At 47.3% G+C, this 21,479-nt stretch carries 16 protein-coding genes; 4 read left to right on the forward strand and 12 right to left on the reverse strand.

Annotated elements, in window-relative coordinates; genetic code table 11:
• Nucleotides 1-51 precede the first annotated feature (51 nt).
• From AC4PM4_RS23760 to AC4PM4_RS23790, 7 genes are all read right to left on the reverse strand, one after another.
• Nucleotides 52-951, reverse strand: a complete 900-nt coding sequence (locus AC4PM4_RS23760) for a carbohydrate ABC transporter permease (RefSeq protein ID WP_063562736.1) — start codon at nt 949-951, stop codon at nt 52-54.
• Nucleotides 952-980: 29 nt separating this feature from the next.
• Nucleotides 981-1,967 carry an ABC transporter permease gene (locus AC4PM4_RS23765; protein WP_371129236.1) on the reverse strand — a complete coding sequence of 329 codons (987 nt, stop codon included), beginning with the start codon at nt 1,965-1,967 and terminating at the stop codon, nt 981-983.
• 235 nt (nt 1,968-2,202) lie between these two features.
• Nucleotides 2,203-4,425 carry a helix-turn-helix domain-containing protein gene (locus AC4PM4_RS23770; RefSeq protein WP_491614706.1) on the reverse strand — a complete coding sequence of 741 codons (2,223 nt, stop codon included), beginning with the start codon at nt 4,423-4,425 and terminating at the stop codon, nt 2,203-2,205.
• 267 nt (nt 4,426-4,692) lie between these two features.
• Nucleotides 4,693-6,603 carry a DUF4832 domain-containing protein gene (locus AC4PM4_RS23775; RefSeq protein ID WP_274567367.1) on the reverse strand — a complete coding sequence of 637 codons (1,911 nt, stop codon included), beginning with the start codon at nt 6,601-6,603 and terminating at the stop codon, nt 4,693-4,695.
• 202 nt (nt 6,604-6,805) lie between these two features.
• On the reverse strand, nt 6,806-7,642 hold the full coding sequence (locus tag AC4PM4_RS23780; protein WP_063562739.1) for a carbohydrate ABC transporter permease: 837 nt from the start codon (nt 7,640-7,642) through the stop codon (nt 6,806-6,808).
• Between the two features lie 12 nt (nt 7,643-7,654).
• A complete protein-coding gene (locus AC4PM4_RS23785; protein WP_072733230.1) occupies nt 7,655-8,524 on the reverse strand; it encodes a carbohydrate ABC transporter permease in 870 nt (289 codons plus the stop codon).
• Nucleotides 8,525-8,599: 75 nt separating this feature from the next.
• Nucleotides 8,600-9,889 (reverse strand): ABC transporter substrate-binding protein, encoded by a 1,290-nt coding sequence (locus AC4PM4_RS23790; RefSeq protein ID WP_491614707.1) that lies wholly within the window; start codon nt 9,887-9,889, stop codon nt 8,600-8,602.
• A gap of 312 nt (nt 9,890-10,201) precedes the next feature.
• Between AC4PM4_RS23790 and AC4PM4_RS23795 the strand changes: the two genes are divergently transcribed.
• The 4 genes from AC4PM4_RS23795 (at nt 10,202) to AC4PM4_RS23810 (ending at nt 17,175) form a co-directional block, all read left to right on the forward strand.
• A complete protein-coding gene (locus tag AC4PM4_RS23795; protein WP_491614708.1) occupies nt 10,202-11,740 on the forward strand; it encodes a glycoside hydrolase family 31 protein in 1,539 nt (512 codons plus the stop codon).
• Nucleotides 11,741-12,076: 336 nt separating this feature from the next.
• Nucleotides 12,077-13,714: a response regulator gene (locus AC4PM4_RS23800; protein ID WP_063562743.1), complete on the forward strand. Its 1,638-nt coding sequence runs from the start codon at nt 12,077-12,079 to the stop codon at nt 13,712-13,714.
• An 18-nt stretch (nt 13,715-13,732) separates the two neighbouring features.
• Entirely contained in the window at nt 13,733-15,466 is a 1,734-nt protein-coding gene (locus AC4PM4_RS23805) for a sensor histidine kinase (RefSeq protein ID WP_491614709.1), read from the forward strand.
• The gene (locus tag AC4PM4_RS23810) at nt 15,460-17,175 is read left to right on the forward strand and encodes an extracellular solute-binding protein (RefSeq protein ID WP_095205907.1); all 1,716 of its coding nucleotides are present in this window, start codon (nt 15,460-15,462) and stop codon (nt 17,173-17,175) included. Before AC4PM4_RS23805 ends, AC4PM4_RS23810 begins: the two co-directional genes overlap by 7 nt.
• A 96-nt stretch (nt 17,176-17,271) precedes the next feature.
• Here AC4PM4_RS23810 and AC4PM4_RS23815 read toward each other — a convergent pair whose 3' ends face one another.
• The 5 genes from AC4PM4_RS23815 to AC4PM4_RS23835 all read right to left on the reverse strand — a co-directional run bounded on the left by AC4PM4_RS23815 (nt 17,272) and on the right by AC4PM4_RS23835 (nt 21,478).
• Nucleotides 17,272-18,027, reverse strand: coding sequence for an SDR family NAD(P)-dependent oxidoreductase (locus AC4PM4_RS23815; RefSeq protein ID WP_063562745.1), 756 nt, complete (start codon nt 18,025-18,027; stop codon nt 17,272-17,274).
• Between the two features lie 309 nt (nt 18,028-18,336).
• Nucleotides 18,337-18,909, reverse strand: coding sequence for a TetR/AcrR family transcriptional regulator (locus tag AC4PM4_RS23820; protein ID WP_063562746.1), 573 nt, complete (start codon nt 18,907-18,909; stop codon nt 18,337-18,339).
• A 101-nt stretch (nt 18,910-19,010) separates the two neighbouring features.
• Nucleotides 19,011-19,376, reverse strand: a complete 366-nt coding sequence (locus AC4PM4_RS23825) for a hypothetical protein (protein ID WP_274567375.1) — start codon at nt 19,374-19,376, stop codon at nt 19,011-19,013.
• Between the two features lie 186 nt (nt 19,377-19,562).
• On the reverse strand, nt 19,563-20,492 hold the full coding sequence (rbsB, locus tag AC4PM4_RS23830) for a ribose ABC transporter substrate-binding protein RbsB (RefSeq protein WP_063562748.1): 930 nt from the start codon (nt 20,490-20,492) through the stop codon (nt 19,563-19,565).
• A 14-nt stretch (nt 20,493-20,506) separates the two neighbouring features.
• The gene (locus tag AC4PM4_RS23835; protein ID WP_063562749.1) at nt 20,507-21,478 is read right to left on the reverse strand and encodes an ABC transporter permease subunit; all 972 of its coding nucleotides are present in this window, start codon (nt 21,476-21,478) and stop codon (nt 20,507-20,509) included.
• Between the last annotated feature and the right edge of the window lies 1 nt (nt 21,479).

Raw genomic sequence — 21,479 nt, forward strand, 5'->3', positions numbered from 1 at the left:
GTCTTCAACCCCTCACCTCCTTTAAATGCTGGTTGAGCTACCTCCCCGTCACTATCCTTTTAATGAACCGATCATGACACCTTTAACAAAGTGCTTCTGCACGAACGGATAAATGATCAGGACAGGTGCACTTGCGACAACGATAAGTGAATATTTAAGCAAGTCCTTCAATCCTTGCTGCGCCAACATCTGATCAACATTGGTCACCATAGTCGGATCGATCGAGTTTAGAATAAGAATGTTACGCAACACGATCTGTAACGGGAACAAATCTGGAGATTTCAGGAAAATCAATGCATCGAAGTAAGCATTCCAGTGGCCCACAGCATACATCAACGTCAGCACAGCCAAAATGGGTTTGGAGAGCGGAATTACCATACTGGTAATGAACCGGATGTCACTACAGCCATCGAGTTCGGCAGCTTCCGCAATTTCCTCGGGAATCGTGGTCTGAAAAAAGGTCCGAGCGACAATCACTTGAAACACCGCCATGGCTCCTGGCAAAATCATCGCCCAACGTGTATCGAGGATATGAAGGTTTTTTACTACGAGATATAAGGGGATAAGCCCTCCTTCGAACATCATCGTGATGACTAGAAGGACCATGATGAAATTACGGCCGTAGAACGTTTTTCTGGCGAGCGGATAAGCAAGCATAACAGTCAAAGCAACGTTGACTGCTGTACCTATGACTGTATAATAGAGCGAGTTCAAGTAACCGAAAACGATTTGTGGATTTCGAAACACCGCTTTATAGCCTTCCAGCGTAAAGTCGACGGGTAACAGCCACACCTTGCCGGATACGACGGCTTGCGGTGAGCTAAACGATGATGAAATGATAAAGATGAGCGGAAAAAGGACGACAATCGTCACTACGCTCAAAAAAGCATAGACACCGAGTAGAAACAAACGATCACCATACGATTCCCGAATCCTTGACGCTTTGAACATATTTGTTCCTCCTTTCTGCTGATTTGCTGCTACCATAAACTCGAATTGGATAATTTCTTGGCAATGTAGTTAACGCTCACAAGAAGAATCAGATTGATGATCGAGTTGAAGAAACCGATTGCAGTCGAAAAGCTGAAGCTGGAGCTGAGCAGTCCCACCTTATACACATAGGTAGAAATGACTTCAGAAGTGCTGATGTTTAGGGGATTTTGCATCAAATATACTTTTTCGAAGCCAACTTTCATGAAATTCCCTAAATTCAATATGAGCAGAATGACGGATACAGGGATAAGGCTCGGTAAGTCAATATTAATAATTTTCTGCATCCGGGACGCACCATCCACTTTTGCCGATTCATATAGTTCAGGATTGACTCCTGCCAAAGCTGCAATGTAGATAATCGCACCATAACCTGAAAATTGCCATACATCCGACCAGACATAAATCGATTTGAACAAGCTCGGAATTCCCATGAAATTTGTATTTTCAATGCCTAGTAGTTGTGTGAACTTGCTAATAATCCCAACACTTGGCGACAAAGTTACGATGAGAATAGAAACCATGATAACGGTTGAAATAAAGTAAGGCGCGTAGGTGATCATTTGTACACTGCTTTTGAAAAAACCGTTACGAATTTCATTTAATGCAAGTGCCAATAGAATCGGAGCAGGAAAACCAACAAGCAAACCGTACATATTAATGCCAAGCGTGTTCTTCAAATACAGCCAAAAGTTTGGTGATTCAAAAAATTGTTCGAAATATTTCAGTCCGACCCATGGGCTACCCCAAATACCTTGGATGACGTTGTACTCTTTGAAAGCAATGACAACGCCAGACATAGGTATATACTTGAAAATGACCAAATACAGCAACGGCAGAAATACGACCAAGTATAACTGCCAGTGACGCTTCATTTTTTTCCCAATGAAGCGTAATGATGATTTGCTGTCAGGCAATGCCGGTTCATGTGGCTGGCCTTGCATTGAAGTTTCGGGTTTCCTGATTCTCTTTTGCATGCTTGACATATGCTCCTTCTCCTTTCGTTCGATCTGATTGTTTGCGCTTACATTCTACATAGTAAAGTAGGATAACGAGGTGCAGCAAGAAACAATAATCGTTAACTTAACCGTCTTCGCATGGCCTGAAAATGCGCAGCAGCTCCGGTGTTTAGCCGGAGCTGCTGCATGAAATACATTATGAAACTGCTGGGTAAGCAGGCGTAGCAAACCATTTTCAACCAGTTAACCAAATTCAACCGATCTGTCTGCGTGCTGCTTCTTCGCGGAATTCGCTTGGGGAGTAGCCTACCACTTTCTTAAACACACGGCTGAATGAGATCGCGCTTGTATAACCTACCTTCTCAGCTACCTCCTGCATGGAACCTTGTGTTTCCGTGAGCAAGCGCTTTGCGGCCTGCAGGCGGATGTCAATCAAGAAGTCGACGAATTTCTGTCCGGTCTCTTCCCTGAACAGCTTGCTTACATATTTCCCATTAATGTTAAAGATTGAACTGAGATATTCAAGCGACATGTTCGGATTGGCATACTCCTCTTCGATCATTTTCCGCATATTTCGAATGGTAGCTGCATGCAGACGCCTGTTTTGCGCTTCCTTCAAATCTGTGAAAAAGCTGTTCAACACGCTCAAAGATTCTTCCCGCATTTGCTCGAGTGAATGGCACTCATCTATGATTTTACTGAGCCTTGGTAACCCATCTCGCATCCATATTTCTTGGACCTCTTTTGTCATCCCGGAGATTTCCAATCCCAAATAGTAAATAAAATAGTTCATCAGATTTGTAATTTCATCTTTCGTTAACAATCCTAGCTTCATTTCATTCATGAGCTTGTCATACTTCGTCTTCCATTCGTCCTCAAGAAGTCTGAACGACTGGATGATGGATCGAATTACGTTTAATTGTGAGAACACCTCAACCTGACCGTGATTTGCGATGTGTTCGCTAGTAATGAGCCTGTTTTCTCCTAACACTATTTTATATTTAAGCGCCCTAAGCGCCTCTTTATAAGAATTTGCGACGCTGGAAAGCTCTTCAACCTGCTCACCGATACCTACCGTTACCGTAAACTTCAGATTTTCCTGTACCCACACACGAACGCTCTCGAAAAGTTTGAGTGTTATGGAAGTACTTGCTTCCTCCTCGCTGTCCATAATTACCATGACGCTTAGCTGAAATGCCGAAGTCCACTCTGACCAAAGCGCGAGCCCATATTTTGGAGCAAGCTCCTGAATAACACTGCGTAGCGCGAATTTGAGAAGGTTTTGGTCTCTGCGGGAGTATTGGCAGCAAAAATCACTGTATTTATCCATTTCGATCACAAGTACGACTTGTTTATTAAACGAGTATGGAAGCTGAAGACTGTTTGTTTCTCCTATCCATTCCTCATGGGTTAAACCCATGTCACCTTCAATGAGTTGGTGGAACAAGTACCTTTTTCGCAGATGCAGATCTTCATCGTGCTTTTGCTGATACTGATTCGATTGCTCAATAATATTGGACAAGGCCGATTCGATGAAGGAAAATTCATCTCCCAACTCCTTGGACAAAGGGAGACGGTAACCTCGGATACGCGCCACAATCTGTTCCAGCGGTCTTGAATTGCGTCTGGTAACATAGAGCAGCCATACAAAACCACCCCCGATCGTCACGATACCGATGATAAACCAGACATTATATAATGAAGAGATTACATGGAACAACTTGCCATTTATAAGTCCACTTTGGTAGGACCATCCGGTATAGCTCGATACATAATTGGAGAAAATCTTTGATTGCTCTTTAGAATGCAAGTCACTAAACAAATCGTTTCCCGCGGCGTCCCGAATTCCGATAAAGCTTGTTTTTGAATCGTATAGGTCAGCAATACTGTTCTGCAACGAATCAGTGGCCACATTGACGACGATCATGCCTTTCTTGCCCGTAATAAATGGCGCTCCCCGTACCAAACTAACGACAGGCTTACTCCCTTTTGTAGAAAACTGCTCGAAGGTTCTTATGCCCGACCATTGCTTGGGTGCGAGCGGATCCATAGCCTTTTTAATAAATGGCTCGTCTCTGTAGTTGCTAAGTTGATCACTTGTCGCATTACTGAGCACGAAATTGTCTTCATAACGCACAAAATAGATCGAATCAATCATGGGGTAATAGGATATCATATCCTGCATTTTTTTAACTGCGCTTATGTTGATGAAAATGTTATTCTTCTCTTCATTATTGAAGAAATCAATCAACTGCTTATTATTTATGGTTTCCGACATTATCATATTGTCTATCGCCTTCAGGGAAGTATCGATCAGACGCATCGCCTGTAATGATAGCATTTTGTTGGCGTTAAGCGCCTCCTTACGGCTTTGTTCGCTTAATATCTGAAAAAAAACAAAAAATGTAAACGTGATCACGACAATAAAAATCGGCATATAAGAAAACAGCAATCGATTAAATAACGTTTTCCTCATATCCAGCCCCCAATTTTTTAAAAGGAATGATATATATTTACATATTGTACACGCTTACATCTGAAGACGTCCATACAAACGGTATGTCCACCCCTCAACAGTATGTAGACGAATTGCCTCTTTTTTAGCCATACAAAAATGCACCCCCTAGAATTTCATCGGCCAAACCCAGGGGTTTTTCCAATGTCTATTCTAAGGGGTGCACTTCACTCAACAGTAAGAGTCATTCTCTTAACTGTCTAACTGGAAGGGGATGGCTGACCTTCTTTACCCTCCCGAACCGGTAGGGTTCACACTCACTAAGATACGGTCGATATCTGGGGCATAACCCGTCGGCTGTGAGAACAGCAACGTATTGGACCCCGCCTGCAGATGTACTGTCGTCTCCTGTGAAGCCACTGTTGTCCAAGCGCCGGAACTTGGGAAGCTGAGCGATGTACCAGCCGCTCCATTTACACTTAATATGGCGGAGCGGCTCGCTTCACCATTCAAGTACTGGATCGTCAATTTGTAGTTGCCTGCTGACGGCACGGTTACACTATTAAACTTCAGCGTGCCGCTACCGTTGCCTAAATAACCCACCTTTGCCCCACCTGAGCAAGTCGTGCAGTTCGTAATGACCGCTGAACCTGCTAACGTGTTTCCCGCTGCCTCTGCCTCATAGGCGCTAACACCTGAATTCGGAGGTGTGACTGGCGTCACGGGCGGGTCAGCCAGTAAAGTAGAAGTCGTAGCACTACCAGAAACGTGGAAACCGGACAGTGTTAGCCAGCCATTTAGGTTCGCGTCCTGACGCGTGTTCGCAAAACGAATGGTCTTGCCGCCGGTGAGTGGATTGACAATCCGCATGACTAACCTGTAATCCCCTGCGGGAAGGTTGTGATTCGCACTATACGAGAAGGAATAGTCCGTGTCTCCAGGCAAGATGCTTTTCAGATTCCATGATTTCGTGCCAAGCGACTTAACCCATGTGTCGGAGGAATTCAGTACGCCGAACTCGACCTCCCAATTGTAGTAAAACGGAGCAACGCCCTTGTTCTGGAGTTTGACGTTGACTTGCAGTGAGGACGCCGATGAATCACTCAGCTGCACCGATGAATTGTACAGCGTATAACCAAGCATTTTATGAGCTCGCAGCGCATTAAGCTTAGCCGTCTCGTCAGGCAAAGAATTTTTGTACACACGATCGTACATTAGCCAAGAGGCGTGTGTCGTTTCGACTGAGGTCTGGAAGTCTTCACCGTTTTGGTTAGGCCAGTGCTGCCAAAAACTCGTATCCTGCTGGAGGGGTGGGTATAATTCGCCACCAATCGGATGAGTCTTCCAGATGTTCTGCAGGCCGTTCTGCGTAATCAAACTCCAGAATCCCCAGTCATTTGCGAACAACGTTTCGTACGAAAAAGAATCATCATGGTAGCCGAAAGCGTTTTTCAAATCTGCTGTACTCGCCGAATAAGGATACCTGGCCAGTACCTGGGTCTTCTGGAATGCGCTCTTGAATGCCGAAAGCAGTCCGTCACGGTTACTCTGGTTCATCTCCCAATTCGTTGGGTCTGTATTGTAGGGCCATGTATGCCACTCTCCCCAAAATCCGTATAATCCTGTTGTCAGGAAGCCAATCCGAGGATCGCCATCATAGCGGGCCCCAAGTGCGGTGACGAACTGTCGCAAAGCCTGATTCAGATTTGCGTCGTTCCAGTCGGGGGCCAGACTGTGAGTGGATGTATCATGGTTGCCGTTCTGATCATAATCCCGGGTCATAAGCCCGCCATTAATTAGAAACTGCGGAATACCGCTTGTACGCCCCGGGTAGTCAACGTAGACGCGGAAAGCCGCCTGGTTGCCCCGACTAGCGATATCATTAAGATAGGCATCCAGCGGTGCCCAGTTGTACGTGTTCCAGTCCGTCATCAGATCACGAAGCGAAACGTAGAACCATTCCATGCTGTGCGGAAAACTGTTGTTCGGATCAACACTTTCCGAGGGAAGCTTGGAGAAGGGTAAAAAGCCCTTCAGCGGGTTTAGCTCCAGCCCTGCTTTGTTCGGGTCATAGGTTTGGGCTTGCCACTCCCCTGACGCATAGGCATGGTTGGGCTTGAAGTTCATAAACATTATCGAGCCAAGTAGACAAAAGACGACCATCATCAATCCTAGCCTTGCGATTCTTGCATTCGACATTGCATCTTTCACTCCTGTTCGCATGAGATTAACTATTAAATATGGCAACGAACTTGCTCGCCAGTCTCACTCACCCCCTCTCCAGCTCGGAACTCCAAGCATGAACGAGAACACACCTCGTCTCTACTTGATGCAAAAAGCTTAGTAAACGTGGTGGTACGCTCAATCCATTTTCCAGATTACATCGGCGTAATTCAAAAAATCATCCCTTACTGGCACTGAAGGCGACACCCTCAATAAACCGCCGTTGGAAAATAAAAAACAGTATGAGCATCGGAATAACGGCCATGAACGCCCCAGCCATCAATACAGGATAATCCGTACCGAACATGGAGACAAGTGTGGCAAGGCCTGCCGACAGCGTTAATTTTTCCGGTGAGCTGTTGATGATAAGTGGCCACTGTAGTTCATTCCATGACCAGAGTAGTTGGATGATGACGACTGCAACCAGTGCTGACTTGACAAGCGGCAGCATGATGTAGCGAAAGATTTGGAACGGATTGCATCCGTCGAGCACTGCCGCCTCCTCCAATTCTTTGGAGATTCCGAGGAAAAACTGGCGCAGCAAAAAGGTAGCAAATGGGCTGACGAGCGAAGTGATCCAAAGTGCGGTCGTCGTATTCACCAATCCTAGTTTGCTCATCATCAAATATTGCGGGGTATAGAACACCGGGTTGGGAATCATCATGACCGAAATGATCAGAAAAAAACACAGACCTCTACCCGGAAAGCGAATGCGTGCAAATGCAAAGGCCGCCATCGCGCTGAAGACGACAGGGAATAATGTCTTCATGAACGCAGCCATCAGCGTATTCGCATAATAATGCAAGAAGGCCGACTGCCTAAGGGCGTCTACATAGCCTCGCAAGCTCGGCTCGGCAGGTAATATCGTAATCGGAATCTGGGTCGCCTCCGTCGTCGTCTTGAGCGACGTAAGAATCATCCAGAGAAATGGAAGCACCATGACGGCTGCGCCAGCGATCAGAACCAAATGAATAATAAGGTTGCTTCTATGCTTCGAAGAGACAACTCTGCTCACTTTTGTACCTCCTCAATCGTAAATCACCCATTTTTTTTGCAGCATGAACTGGATACCCGTCAAAACCAGGTTGATCACCAGCAAAATGTTGACAATCGCTGCTCCATAGTTCTGATCGTAATAGATAAATGAATTTTGGTAATAAGCGTATACAAGAGAACGCACGGCCGGTAGCGCAACGTTCGTTTTACCGATAATCAGATAGATACTGTCAAAAATTTGTGTGGCACCGATCACAAGCACGATCGACGTAAAAAATAGTGTTGGTGTTAATAGCGGGAGCGTAATGGAACGAAACTTGCGAAAGCCGACAGCGCCATCAATCTCAGCCGCCTCATACAGAGTACGTGGAATGCCTTGAAGCCCAGCTAGGATCAGCAACATGTTAAAGCCAATCGCTCCCCAAACACCGACCATGACAAGAGCATACATGGCGAACCGCTTGTCAGAGATCCACGCGATGTGTGTGCCGAGTACAGAGTTTAGTAGTCCGTAATCCTGAGCGAAAATAATGACCCACACCATAGCAGCCGCGGCCGCCATCGTAACCTGCGGTAGAAAATAAATGACCCGGTAGACAGCCTGACCCTTGATCTTAGCGTTCAGCAGTACGGCGAAGAACGTCGAAAGTATAATCGTCGTAGGTACAAACAGCACAACATAAAGTATCGTATTACGTAGATTTTGCCAGAACTCTTCGTCCATAAATAATCTCTCGTAGTTGGCCCAACCGACCCAGTGGTTGACAAGGCCGAAGTTTTCGGACTTCAGGAAGCTCAGATAGATGGAATAGACTGCTGGCCAGCTCCAGAAAACGAGCGTTCCGATCAATGTCGGAGCGATCATCATATAAGCCCATATATATCTGCTTTTCGAATGCATTGCCTTCACCTCATTTGTGCCATAGGTATTCCGTTAACCGGAATACCATCGACAATTTTGCCTGACGTAGGGCGCTTACTTTGCGTCCTCAATCGTCTGATTCATCATTTCCGCCACTTTCTTGGCGCCTTCTTCGATTGAAATGGCGCCGCCCCATGCCTGTGACATGATTTCTGCTTCTTTCGAGAACCAGACTGGGTACGATTTTGAACCGCTCGGGTACGGAGTCGCGTCCCCCGCCTGATCAATGAATACCTGCAGGTTCAAATCGGGATTGTTCTTCACCCATGCGTCTTGCGTATTATTGAACGCCGGAATCGCGGCACCCATCTCTGCCGTGATCTCAGCGGCCTCCTTGGAGCCGAGGAATTTCAGGAACTGCCATGCTTCATCCTTGTGCTTACCCTTAGTGGACATGACGTTGCCGATGCCATTAATGATATTGCCACGCTTGACCTTCCCCTTCGGCAGGGGTGCCCAATCGTACTTTCCTTTGATAATTTCACTACTCGCCAGATTGCCGTTATCCCAAGATCCATCGAAAATCATCGCGAGCTTGCCGGACTTGAACATTTCGACCGAATCCGTGTCGGTCATCTGCTGGTGCGTCGGCGAAGCCTTGTCAAGAATCATCTGGTAACGGGCCTTTAGTGCCTCAATCGAAGCCAACTCGTCGTAGCCGGATTTGGTCATGTCGTCATTTAAAATAAAACCACCGTTCGCTAACATGTCGTTCCAGTAGCCCGCTTGGGTGTCCAGCTTTGCGCCAAAACCGTAAATGCCCTTGTCTGGCTGACTTAGCTGTTTGGCGACTTCAGCAAGCTTGGCATAATCCCATGTATCGTCTGGATAAGGAATGTTCGCCTGATCGAACAGCTCCTTGTTGTAGGCCAGACCAATGGTATCGAAGTCCTTTGGAATACCGTAGTTTTGACCGTCCATCGTATAGATGGAGACGAGGTTGGACGCGTAGTTGTTCAGATCGATTTCATTGGCCTGCACTTTGTCCGTGATCGGCTCGAGGAACTGGCCTTCTGCGTACTTCATAAACTGACCGCCATGCATCCAGAATACATCAGGCAGCATTCCCGCTGGCGCTGCGGCGGACATCTTCGTCCAATATTCGCCCCAAGGAATAGCATCAACTTTCACCTTGATATTCGGGTGCTGCTCAGTGAACGCATCGGCGATCGCCTCCATTGCCGGCTGCTGGTTTTTGTCCCAGATCGTATAAGAGATCGTAACGTTCTTCTGGGCACCACCGTCGGTAGCCCCGCCCCCGTCGTTAGAACTATTACAGCCCGCCATCAACGAGACAAGAAGTAAGCTGGTGATCCCTGCTGCCATTTTTTTTCTTATATTCATCGTCAAACTCCCCTCGACTTTTCTTAAAAATGAAGTTGTACTCTTATGTCCAGCAATCATGCTCCAAAAGCTGGAGGACGAAAAAAATGCGCGTTTTTTCCGTCAGTCGATCGTCGTGAGCTCTTGACGTTCTCATCATAAATCAGGAAAAATCCGGTTTAAATGCCCAGATTTTAAGATTCAAACCACATTTTTAAGATCCCCTTCCCAACTGCGGATGATCTCTGCATAATAAAACCCGTACCTAAATTCAAACGATTGGGGCAAATCATCCACAAGATTTTGTCCGCAATTCCAAAGGAGAATTCTCCCATGAATAATATCTCAATCACCCGGTTGCCCGGTGAGTACTGGTGGGGCGGTGTGATCAACGATGGCAGCTCCATGCCGTTTGGCCAGACAACATATACGAGGGATTTGCGTGTGACGGATGACAATCAGGCCTCGCCTTTGCTGCTCTCCAATAAAGGCAGATATATTTGGAGCGAGGAACCATTTGCTTTCCATGTGGATGGGAATGGACTCTCGGTCTTTGATAACGCAGGTGAAGTCGTCGTGGAAGAGGAACATAGTTCACTGCAGGGAGCATACCGTCATGCTGCTGGCACACACTTCCCTCCTTCCAAGCAAATGCCCGACGCTCTCGTCTTCACAGCCCCGCAGTACTGTACCTGGGTCGAGATGTTCTATAACCCCACGCAGGACAGAATTATCCGTTATGCAGAATCAATTCTAGCGAACGGGCTACCCCCCGGCGTCCTCATTATCGACGACAATTGGATGATGGATTATGGCATGTGGGACTTTGACAAGCACAGGTTCCCGAATCCCCGGGAGATGATCGATACGCTGCATGGCATGGGTTTCAAGGTAATGCTCTGGATGTGCCCATACGTAAGTGCGGACTGCACCATGTTTAAGGAATTGCGGGCGGGTGATCTGCTTCTAATAGGCGTGGACAACGCGCCAATCATCCGACATTGGTGGAATGGGTACAGCGCAGTTGTGGATTATACGAAGGAGGAAGGTGCGGCCTGGTTCAAGCGGCAGATGGATCGTCTGATCACTGATTACGGTGTTGATGGTTTTAAGCTTGACGCCGGCGAGCCGTTCTTGCCGGGCGGAGCGGACACGACCCAGCCCGTTGCATGGACTCGTCCCCTGCGTCAGCTTGAAGACTGCGAAGCATATGCTAATCTCGGAGTTGGCTACTCGCTGGTTGAGTTGCGGATGTGTTGGAAGCTCGGTGGCCAGGGACTCATCCAGCGCCAGCGGGACAAGACACATACGTGGGACGCCACTGGGCTCAGCGGACTCATACCCAACGCGATTGCTCAGGGACTGCTTGGTTACGCATTTAACTGCCCCGATATGATCGGCGGCGGTATGGACGGCGATATCAACTCCCCGGAATTTCACTTTGACAGCGAATTGTTCGTACGGTATACCCAGTGTGCCGCACTGTTCCCTGTGATGCAGTTTTCCATGGCACCCTGGCGCGTGCTGAAAGGTGAGGAGCTAACCTGGTGCCTTGAAGCTGTACGGCTAAGATCCGAGCTTGGTCCCGAAATTCTGGCGCTTGCTCGCCAAGCCACTGCAGACGGTTTACCGATACTGCGCAGCTTGGAGTTCGAATATCCCGACTGCGGCTATGAGCTCGTAAATGACCAGTTTCTCCTCGGACAGAATCTGCTCGTTGCGCCAGTTGTCGTCAAGGGACTGACATCTAGAAACGTGGTTTTTCCTGAAGGTCAATGGCAGGACGAGGATGGAAATATCATCAACGGGCCTACCGAACTTCAAGTTGATGCGCCCCTCTCACGTTTGCCTTGGTATCGCAAAATCCAATAGGAGGTATGTATATCTCCATGAAAAAATAAAGCTGGCTCTGATTGGCGCAAACGCCCGAGGGCTGCCTAGCTATGTTCCCTATGTACTCGCCCATTCGGACGAGGCCGAATTCGTAGCAGTCGCCTCCGCTCAGGCCTCGCTTGACAATCATCTGATGGCATTCGCTGCCGAGGCGTCAAGGCTGAGGCAGGGATTAGTCGTCGAGATGAGCGAATTCAAGGCAACGATTCTGGCGTCTTCAGCCTGCAATTGACAAAGGAACAGTTCTGCTCAGATAATAAAAAGGTTGAAGATACGTCAACCGTAACAAGCGAAAACTGACTGGGGGATTTAAGCATGTATGAGCTACTAATTGTTGATGATCATGCTCATCTCGTGGACAGTCTCGAACGCACCATGCCGTGGGAAGCGCTCGGCATTGGCAAGGTTCACAAGGCTTTCTCTGGCGAAGAGGCACTCGAACATTGCAAGAGCTATCCCGTCGATATTATCATCACCGATATTCGAATGCCCGGGATCTCCGGCCTGGAGCTGATCGAGCATATAAAAAAATACGACAAACACTTCAAAAGCATCCTGCTATCCGGCTACGGCGAATGGGACTACGCACAGGAGGCGATCAGACAACAGGTGGATGGTTATCTGCTCAAGCCAGTCGACCAAAGAGAGCTGGCCGACATGCTGCGCCAACTTACGGAAGCGCTTCATCTGGAATGGGACGAACGGGGAAAACAGGTGAAGGCAATGAGCATGCTCAGCGAACATATGCCATTGTTTCGAGAAAAGCTGCTTATGGATCTGCTTCAAGGTAGGAAGCTTGCTCCCAAGCTTCTCGAAGAAAAAATGGCTTATTATCGGCTGCCGTTCTGTCCGAGCGACGAAACTGCAATATGCCTCCTACGCATTGAATCGTCTGCTGAGGAGTTGAACTGGAAGGACCAGTCCCTGCTCTCCTCGGCCGTCGCAAATATCGCTGAGGAAACCTTCTCGGAATTGTTTCATGTCTGGCACGGGCGTGATGCGTACGAGCATGAAGTCTTCGTTCTCAAGGTACGGGAAGAGTCATGGCTAGCGCGGGAGAAGGAGCCGGAGCTTAATCGGCAGCGATCCCTCGAACATTTGGCGGCCAGGCTGCAGCAGCACGTCAGACACTTTCTCAAAAGCAGCATTTCAATCGTCGTGAGCCACTGGCAGGTCATGGCTCATGGCCTGCGTGAAACTTACCAGGACGCACTGGCTATACTCACCCGCCATCTTGGCGGTGAGACGGACCTCTTAATCCGCCTGCAGGACGCCTTAGTGCCGGAAAAGCCCTACCGAGTCCATAGTCTTTACGAGTCACCCACGTTGATCCAGTTGTTCGAAATTTACCAGTGGGAGGCGATCTCTGCCAAGTGGGACGCCATTTTCCTTGAGGTGACAAACAAACGAATGGATTCACGGGAAACGCTCCTTGAGCTCTATTATCACGCGATGGGCGCCTTCAGCTTTTTTGCCCACAAAAACGGACTCAGCCTGCTTGAGATCATCCCTCCAGAGCTGGAAAAGGCCTCTGAAGCCAACCGTTTCCGCCATATGTACCAGCTTCAGGATTGGATAGTACTCACGCTCGAGCGATTGCGGGAGATGACCAAAAGCGAATGGAACAATGAGCAAGTAGCGCTCATCCGTAAGGTCCAGCAGTTCATCACAGCGCATCTCGCGGACGCCACGCTGCAGACGGCAGCGGATCACGTCGGCCTGCATCCCGCGTATCTGTCCGCTCTGTTCAAAAGCAAGGCAAGCGAAAATATTAGCGAATATTTGTACAAAGTGCGCATGCAGCGCGCGCGGGAAATCCTTATCGAGCAACCAGAACTCAAGGTTAGCGACGTTGCGACGGCAATCGGCTACCATAAGCCGCAGTACTTCATCAAGTTGTTCAAAGAGCATTGTGGACTGACACCGCAAGACTTCCGTCATCAATCCTCCTGACCGAACGGGGACATTATAATGAAACTAACCATTTTCACAAAAATTGTACTTGTCATCTTTCTACTGCTCGTCTCTACCCTGCTTCTGTACTACCTGACCAATCGCTCCAGCGTGCGGCTCATCAAGCAGGAAATTCAAAGAGTGAAATTGAATGAGCTTACTTTCCTGGCCGGAGACATCGACAACAATCTGTCCAAAGTATCGTCCTTTAGCGATTTTCTCGTACTCGACAAAGATGTGCGATTGCTTGCGACTCCTTCCTTTCTGGAAGGAGATTTTGAGCTGAACAAGTTGAAACTGCGGGTATCGGACAAGTTGAACCTGTTGCATGCCCTGAACAACTGGAACGCCGAATTTATGGTGATTTACGATGAGGATAGTTCATCTTTCTCCTCCACGTCCTCTTCGTCAAAGTTAAGCGAACTGTACCTGGAGACGCACTTCCGTCCGTTCTGGCAGTATGAGCAGACGGGCGATGGCACGTATTTGACGTATTATTTGGCGCATCCGTACACCTTCCGCTTTGATCCGGAGGAAGTGTCTTATGTCGTCAGGGCCAAGATCGACACCAAAAATGTACTCGCCTACTTGGACCGCGCCAAGGGAACGAACGACAACAGCACAATCTTGTTTTCTACGGCCGGGGATGTGCTTGCAAGCGACACAGGGAAGCTTCCTTTCATCCGTGAATTGACAAGCCGACTTGAAGTTGGTAAAGAACTGAGTGGTAACCGACTTATTAAACTGAACGGTGAGCAATACCTCGTTAATTTCACTGCTCTGAGTAACTTTAAAGATTGGTACATCGCCGACTATACCCCGATCAGTGAGGTGCTCAATCCGATCTATGCCAACCAGCGTCTCTACTACTTCTCTAGCGTTTTCCTACTTCTGTTCAGTATCCTGCTCGCCCTGCTGTTATACCGGGACGTGCAGATTCCGATACGTAAACTGCTCTGGGGCGTGAGGAAAATCACATCCGGTCAATATTCCATCAAGCTCCACCAAGAGAGCAATGACGAATTCATGTATTTGTTTGAGCGCTTCAACGAAATGTCCAAAGAGATCAAAGAATTAATTGAAAGGGTTTACATGGAACAGATACGCTCCAAAGAAGCAAAGCTTCGGCAGCTCCAATCCCAGATCCAGCCGCACTTCCTGTACAACTCGCTTGCATTTATCAAGAGTATGACCGAGCTTGATGAGAAGCAGGCCGTCATTGACATGTCTATAAGCTTAAGCCGTTATTTCCGGCAAACGATCAAGTTCGAGAACACGTATACAACGGTGCGGGATGAGCTTGAGCTCGTCCGGTTATACCTGACGATCCAGAGCCTTCAGATGGACCGCTTCGTTTTCACCATTGATGTCGAAGAGCAGCTCCTCGATATACAGGTGCCGCGACTGCTTCTACAACCGCTCGCGGAAAATGCCATTCTGCACGGCATTGAGGCGCTGCGCATGGTTGGTGACATCCGAATTCGTGGCTATTCCAACGGTGAATATTGTGAGCTTATTGTGGCGGATAACGGCTGTGGTGTCGAGCCCGGTCGACTCGACACGCTTCGTAATGCAATCTACTACGGCGCGGACGCCAATACTGCCTGGGCGCTTCACAATGTATATGAGCGGATGAGAGCGATGCTCGGCTCAGAGGCCGATATGGAGCTGGCTAATGGAGAACTGGGTGGACTTCAGGTGACGTTGCGCTGGAAAGTGGTCCGTGAACAGGAGGTAACAGAGATATGTTAATCTGGAAATGGTTGAGGCAGACAGGTCTGTTTGGCCTCGCGATCATCTTGTTTCTAGTCGTTATGATTTTCTCGTTTATCTTTTGGGAAGATCCAACGGCACCCTCCCAACTACTGAAGAAAGAAAACACTTCTGTCAGGCCTGCCCCTTCGTTCATCGGTGGAAAATATGAGTCTCCCGTCGTCTTGACGACCGTTGGGCATCTGTACCCGGACATCGAGTTCAAAAACGGTGAGGATCTGCAAAACAACGTACTGAGCCGACTGTTTGAGGACAAGCTTGGCATCAAGGTCAATTACCTCTGGACGACGACTGGTGATGAGGATGTCTACATCAATAAACTGAACACCTTGATCGCGACCGGTCAGTCCCTTCCCGACATCGTCACATTCAAGGGTGGACAAAATATGTATCCGCTGCTGCGCTCCGGTGCCTTCCGCGACGTAGGAGAGTTGTTCGAGCAGTATGCCTCACCCAAGTGGAAGGCAGCCATGGCGCAGGCACCCGAGTCGTGGGAGCGGTACATGATCAACGGCAAAAAAATGGCGATACCAATCCTCGACGGCAAGATGAATTCGAACGAGGTATTGTACATTCGTCAGGATTGGCTTGATAAGCTTGGTCTGAAGGCGCCCACCACCCTCAAAGAGATGGAGTCCGTCATGGATGCGTTCGTTCATCTAGACCCGGACGGCAATGGTAAAGACGACACCTATGGACTTAGCATCAGCTTGAAAAATTCGTTTTTCACCTGGATGTCGGATGCGGGATTTGTATTTGGGGCTTATGGGGAGATGCCGGATATCTGGAGCACAGACCCGGACGGGATGCTGTCTTACGGTACGGTCCAACCAAGTGTTCGGCAAGGTCTAACGACGTTAAAACGCTGGATGGAGCGAGGCTACATACCAAAGGATGCTGAGATTCTCGATGAGGTCCAAGCGACGGAATCATGGAAGCTTGGCAAGACAGGCATGATTGTGGCGCCGCTGTGGGCGGCCGGATGGCCGCTAGGGAACGTAACTGCGAAAGTACCGGACGCCAGGTTCGAGGCATACCCGATCCCCGTCGGGCCGAGCGGCTTATCTGGTACGCGTGGCACACCACCAGAGTATGGGGCAATTGCTATCAACGCAGATATGGCGAATCCCGAGATTTTTTTCAACTATATGAACTTTGTTTATGACAACTTCATTGATCCTCCTGCTGGCTCACCGTATCGCTGGGGTATCGCTGAAGGCTACGACTACGGCTATGAGGATGGCAAGGTGACATTTCTGGAAAGCCAGGTTCCGGGCGGTTTTGCAGACCCCCAGAAGTATCTCTTAAGCCTGTCTCTCCCCTCTGTCCCTAACCTGCTCAGTGAATCGATTGCTCGCATCAACAGCGGTGTATCCGATCAGACCTCATATGACATCAAAAACAAGCTGCTCCGTACACCTCAAGAGCTGAAGGGCTGGCAAATCGTTGAAAGCAATCCCTCCGTCTACAAGACAGATGCCTTCACAGGTGCACCTACGCCTACGATGGAAAAGATCGGTGACGCCCTTGACGAGTTACTGCATGACGCGATGCTCAAAATCGTATATGGGCAGGAGCCGTTGTCAAGCTTCGATCTCGTCGTCGCTAGATGGCACAAGCTAGGTGGCGATAAGATCACTGAAGAGGTGAACAACTGGTACACATCGCTGGAAAAAATCAATCAATAATCGTTGTTTTCTGTGGGTTATCTAAAAATTGAAAGGATCAGATAAAAACATGGCGCACAATGTTTAGTTGTACGCCATGTTTGATGAAATATTAAATTAATGCAGCTCTGAAATGATGGGATAGATTGGACTTCTCAGATTGAAATTGTAGTTCAGGTCTACAATCCCTACGACTTCGTTGTTATCATATAGATCTAACATGAAGCCTGCCATTTCTTTGGCAGTGTGGTATTTAGACATGTTTGCTTTGTAATCAAATTCTTCTGTGTCTAATGATTTCTTCACGAATTCCGTTTCCGTAATTGCTGGAGCCAGTACTTTTGCTTTTAATTTTGCCCCTTTTATTTCAAGTTCTTTGGCAAGCCCTTCTGTGAAGGCACTCACGTAATATTTCGATGCCGAATACGCAACACTCCCAACAGCGATGGCATATCCAAGTGCGGATGCAACGTTAATTAACTGAGTTCCCTCTACGTCTGCGTAATCTCGCACATACAGTGTGGAAAGGATCGTCAGGGACTCAATGTTCACACGCAGCATCGTTTCAACTTTCTCCAAATTCTGTTCTGCTACAAAAGAACCTTCACCGAGCCCCGCATTGTTAATCCAAGTCTCAATTTGGTATTCCTTAAGCGTGTTATAAAGTGTGTATGCCTGTCTTGTATCCGATAGATCACTTGTATGAACAATAACATCTACTGTAGCATCAATATTCTGAATTGCTGATTTGAGTTCTTCTAATTTGTCCACTCTTCTAGCGACCAAAATTAAGTTTTTGCCACGTGCAGCAAATGCCAAAGCTGTCTCATATCCAATCCCTGAACTTGCACCCGTAATAACTGTATATTTCATCCTATTTTCTCCTTATCAACATGTATTTTAGTATAGATAAGCTTTCAAAATAATTTTAGAACGATCGTTCTTGATATTGCAAAAAAAGTTAGATCTAACTTGCTATTTAGAATATCATTTCTAGAACGAACAGTAAAGAATTATTTTCTGACTACTATATAATGATGTTTGAACATGGAACTAATGAGTTTTGCCAGACATGCGATACAAGTTCTTTATAACGTTAACAGAAAAGAACCTGTATCACTAAAACAAATCAGCCTTTGTGGAGACATCTCCCTCTTTGCCATCCAAGGTGTAACTCCACTTTCAATCTAAAACGGATAATGTCATATCCATAATATTTGTTAATTTTTGCTGATCCGTAGTGGTCTTAACCAACGTACGTATGCCCACCCATGCATTCATCAAATAATGAGAAATAACTACAGGATCAATGTCAGCCTTAATTTCACCCTTTTGCTGGCCTTCCAGAACAAGGTTTCTCAAGAATTCCTCTGTTCGCAAGTAACTCTCATTAACCAAGGATGCAACTTCAGGATCCAGTACGCCCAGTTCCACGCCTGAGTTTACAAGAAAACAGCCTAACGGTTGTCCTTCATTTCTTATTGTTGACTCAAACAAAGCCCGTATTATCTCTTTGATTGGTTTTTGTGTATCAATCAGAAAGCTCATTTTGTTGGTCTGCTTCGTTTCATATCGTTCAAGAGCTTTCATAAAGAGAGCATGCTTATCCCCAAATGTATCATAGATACTTCTGCGGTGAATGCCCATAAACCCAACCAAATCCTGCATTGAAGTTTTCTCATATCCTTGGGCCCAGAACAATTGTATGGCTTTATCTAATACTTCATTAACTTCAAATTCTTTGGATCTTGCCATCCTCATCACCTCGAATAATCATTATACATTGAAGTGAACCATCGGCAAACTGAAAATGAACAAGTGCATAGATTACAGGGATGACATGCGCAAAAGAAGATTTATTTATTTGCATAATCATCCATGGCTTGAACAGCTAATTCGAATGCCTTGATTCTTCTTCTTAAAAGCGTCTTTTGAGGGCTGCCCGCTTTGGACTTATTATAACTGTTCTCAAGTGATGGGAATAATCCAATCAGAACATTTCGAGCTCCTGCTAACTCTTCGTTGGTGTACTGATGAGCTTTTTGATTCCAGGCCATTTCCAGCATAGCCAAACCGACGTATAAGGCGTTAAGTCGTTTCTTTAATAAAGTAGTGTTATTCCCTTTCTGAGTCAAATTAGTCAAAGCGTTTTCGGATTTGCGTATGGTCGATTGGAAAGCTTGAATGGATAGCAATTGTTCTTCCTCTGATACATTTTCCATGTAGTGCTAACCTCTCCTTTTCTCATGCATACAACTAATTTACATTTCCCGCGAGGTGCGATCAATAATATAACGGGCAAAAACTACCGCAGGTTTCAATGTTAACTGTCTTTTTCACCGTAGCAGATGGATAAATTAAAAATCCCGCCCTAGACATTTTGTCCAGAACGGGACGTACTTGTTGAATTAATCGTTTGCGTTTTCCTTGGTCAACAGCTTCAATTCAGCAGGGATTGATTTTTCTACCTGCTTGCCGCCCAGTACATCCAGAGCAGCTTGCACCGCCAGCTGGCCAATCAGTACTGGCTGCTGAGCGACTGTTGCTGTCAACTTTCCGTCCTTAATGGATTTGATCGCATCATCATTGCCGTCAAATCCAATCACGGGAATGTCTTTACCAGAACTTTGGATCGCTTCGATCGCCCCCAATGCCATCTCGTCATTATGGGCAAATACAGCCTGCACGTCAGGATTGCCCTGCAGCAGATTCTCCATTACATTCAAACCTTTGGAGCGATCAAAATCGGCAGACTGCTTCGCAACCACATTAAGTTTTTGGTCAGCAATCTCGTGGAAACCTTTCCCCCGCTCTCTTGTTGCGGAAGCTCCGGGTACACCCTCAAGTTCAATCACTTTTGCTCCCTCGCCAAGCTGTTTTACGAAATATTCCGCCGCCATTTGTCCACCTTTGACGTTATCGGATGCGACCAATGCTGCCACGTCGCCTTTGTCTGCGGAACGGTCCAATGTAATTACTGGAATACCCACGCTATTGGCCGATTGAACAGCCGTTGAGATTGCCGCGGAATCCGCAGGGTTAATCAGCAGAGCATCCACGCCCTGTTGAATCAGGTCGTCCACATCATTGGTTTGTTTGGCTGAATCATTTTGAGCATCAACCACGATGACCTGAATTCCTTGTTTTTTGGCTTCCGCAACGACTCCGTCCTTGAGGGAAACAAAGAAGGGATTATTCAACGTGGAAACTGACAGGCCGATTTTTTTCTGTCCATTGCTTCCGGCAGAGTCGGGCTTAGCCCAACCCGGAGGCTCCAGAGAGCATCCTGCCAGAACGATCATCATTACGCTTACAAGCAATATGGTTAGTTTTTTCATGTTCGCTTCTCTCCTTAAGCCGTTTTCTTGCGGTCCAGCAGGACAGCGATGGCAATAACGACACCTTTTACAACCATTTGATAAAACGAGTTCACTCCGAGCAGGTTCAAACCATTGTTCAACACGCCGATAATCAGGACCCCAATCAATGTACCGACGATCCGTCCTCTACCACCTGATAGGCTTGTTCCACCCAGAACAACAGCTGCAATGGCGTCCAATTCATATGAAGTTCCTGCCGTTGGCTGCGCAGAATTCAGACGAGAAGTCAGGATCGCGCCTGCCAGCGCTGACAGCATACCTACCAGGGAGTAAATCATGATTTTCACACGATGCACTTTAATACCTGAGATAATAGACGCTTTCTCATTGCCACCAAGCGCGTACGTTTTACGGCCAAAAGAAGTTTTGTGCAAAATCGTCCACAGAATTACGAAAGTAATGAGCATTGTGATTGCTGGAACCGGTATGCCTAGCATATAACCACGACCGAACAGTTGGAACAGCAGGCTATCGCCCAATCCGGTAATCGGATTACCGTTCGTATATACCAGCGTCAATCCACGGAACACCGTCATCGTCGCCAATGTAGCAATAAATGGAGCCATCTTGCCTTTTGTTATCATGAGTCCGTTCACCATACCCATGACACCGCCGAGCGCAACCCCGATAATGATCGACAGAATCGGATCCAGGCCGGACAGCATCATATTGGCTACAAAGGCGCTAGATAACGCCAGAATGGAGCCAACCGACAAGTCGATGCCGCCAGTTAGAATGACAAATGTCATGCCAAAAGCAATCAACGCGTTAATCGAAACCTGACGCAATAGATTCAAGATGTTAAGCGGTTCCAAAAAGCTTGGATTCAATACCGATACGATGATAATCAAAATGATCAGTCCGAGCAGCGGACCTAATTTCTGTGTCAGATTCGTTAGACGGAAGCCGCTTTTGGCGGGTTGGTTTTCCTGCAAAGTTGTCATA

The organism is Paenibacillus sp. MDV22-iso6 (genome assembly GCF_058408365.1).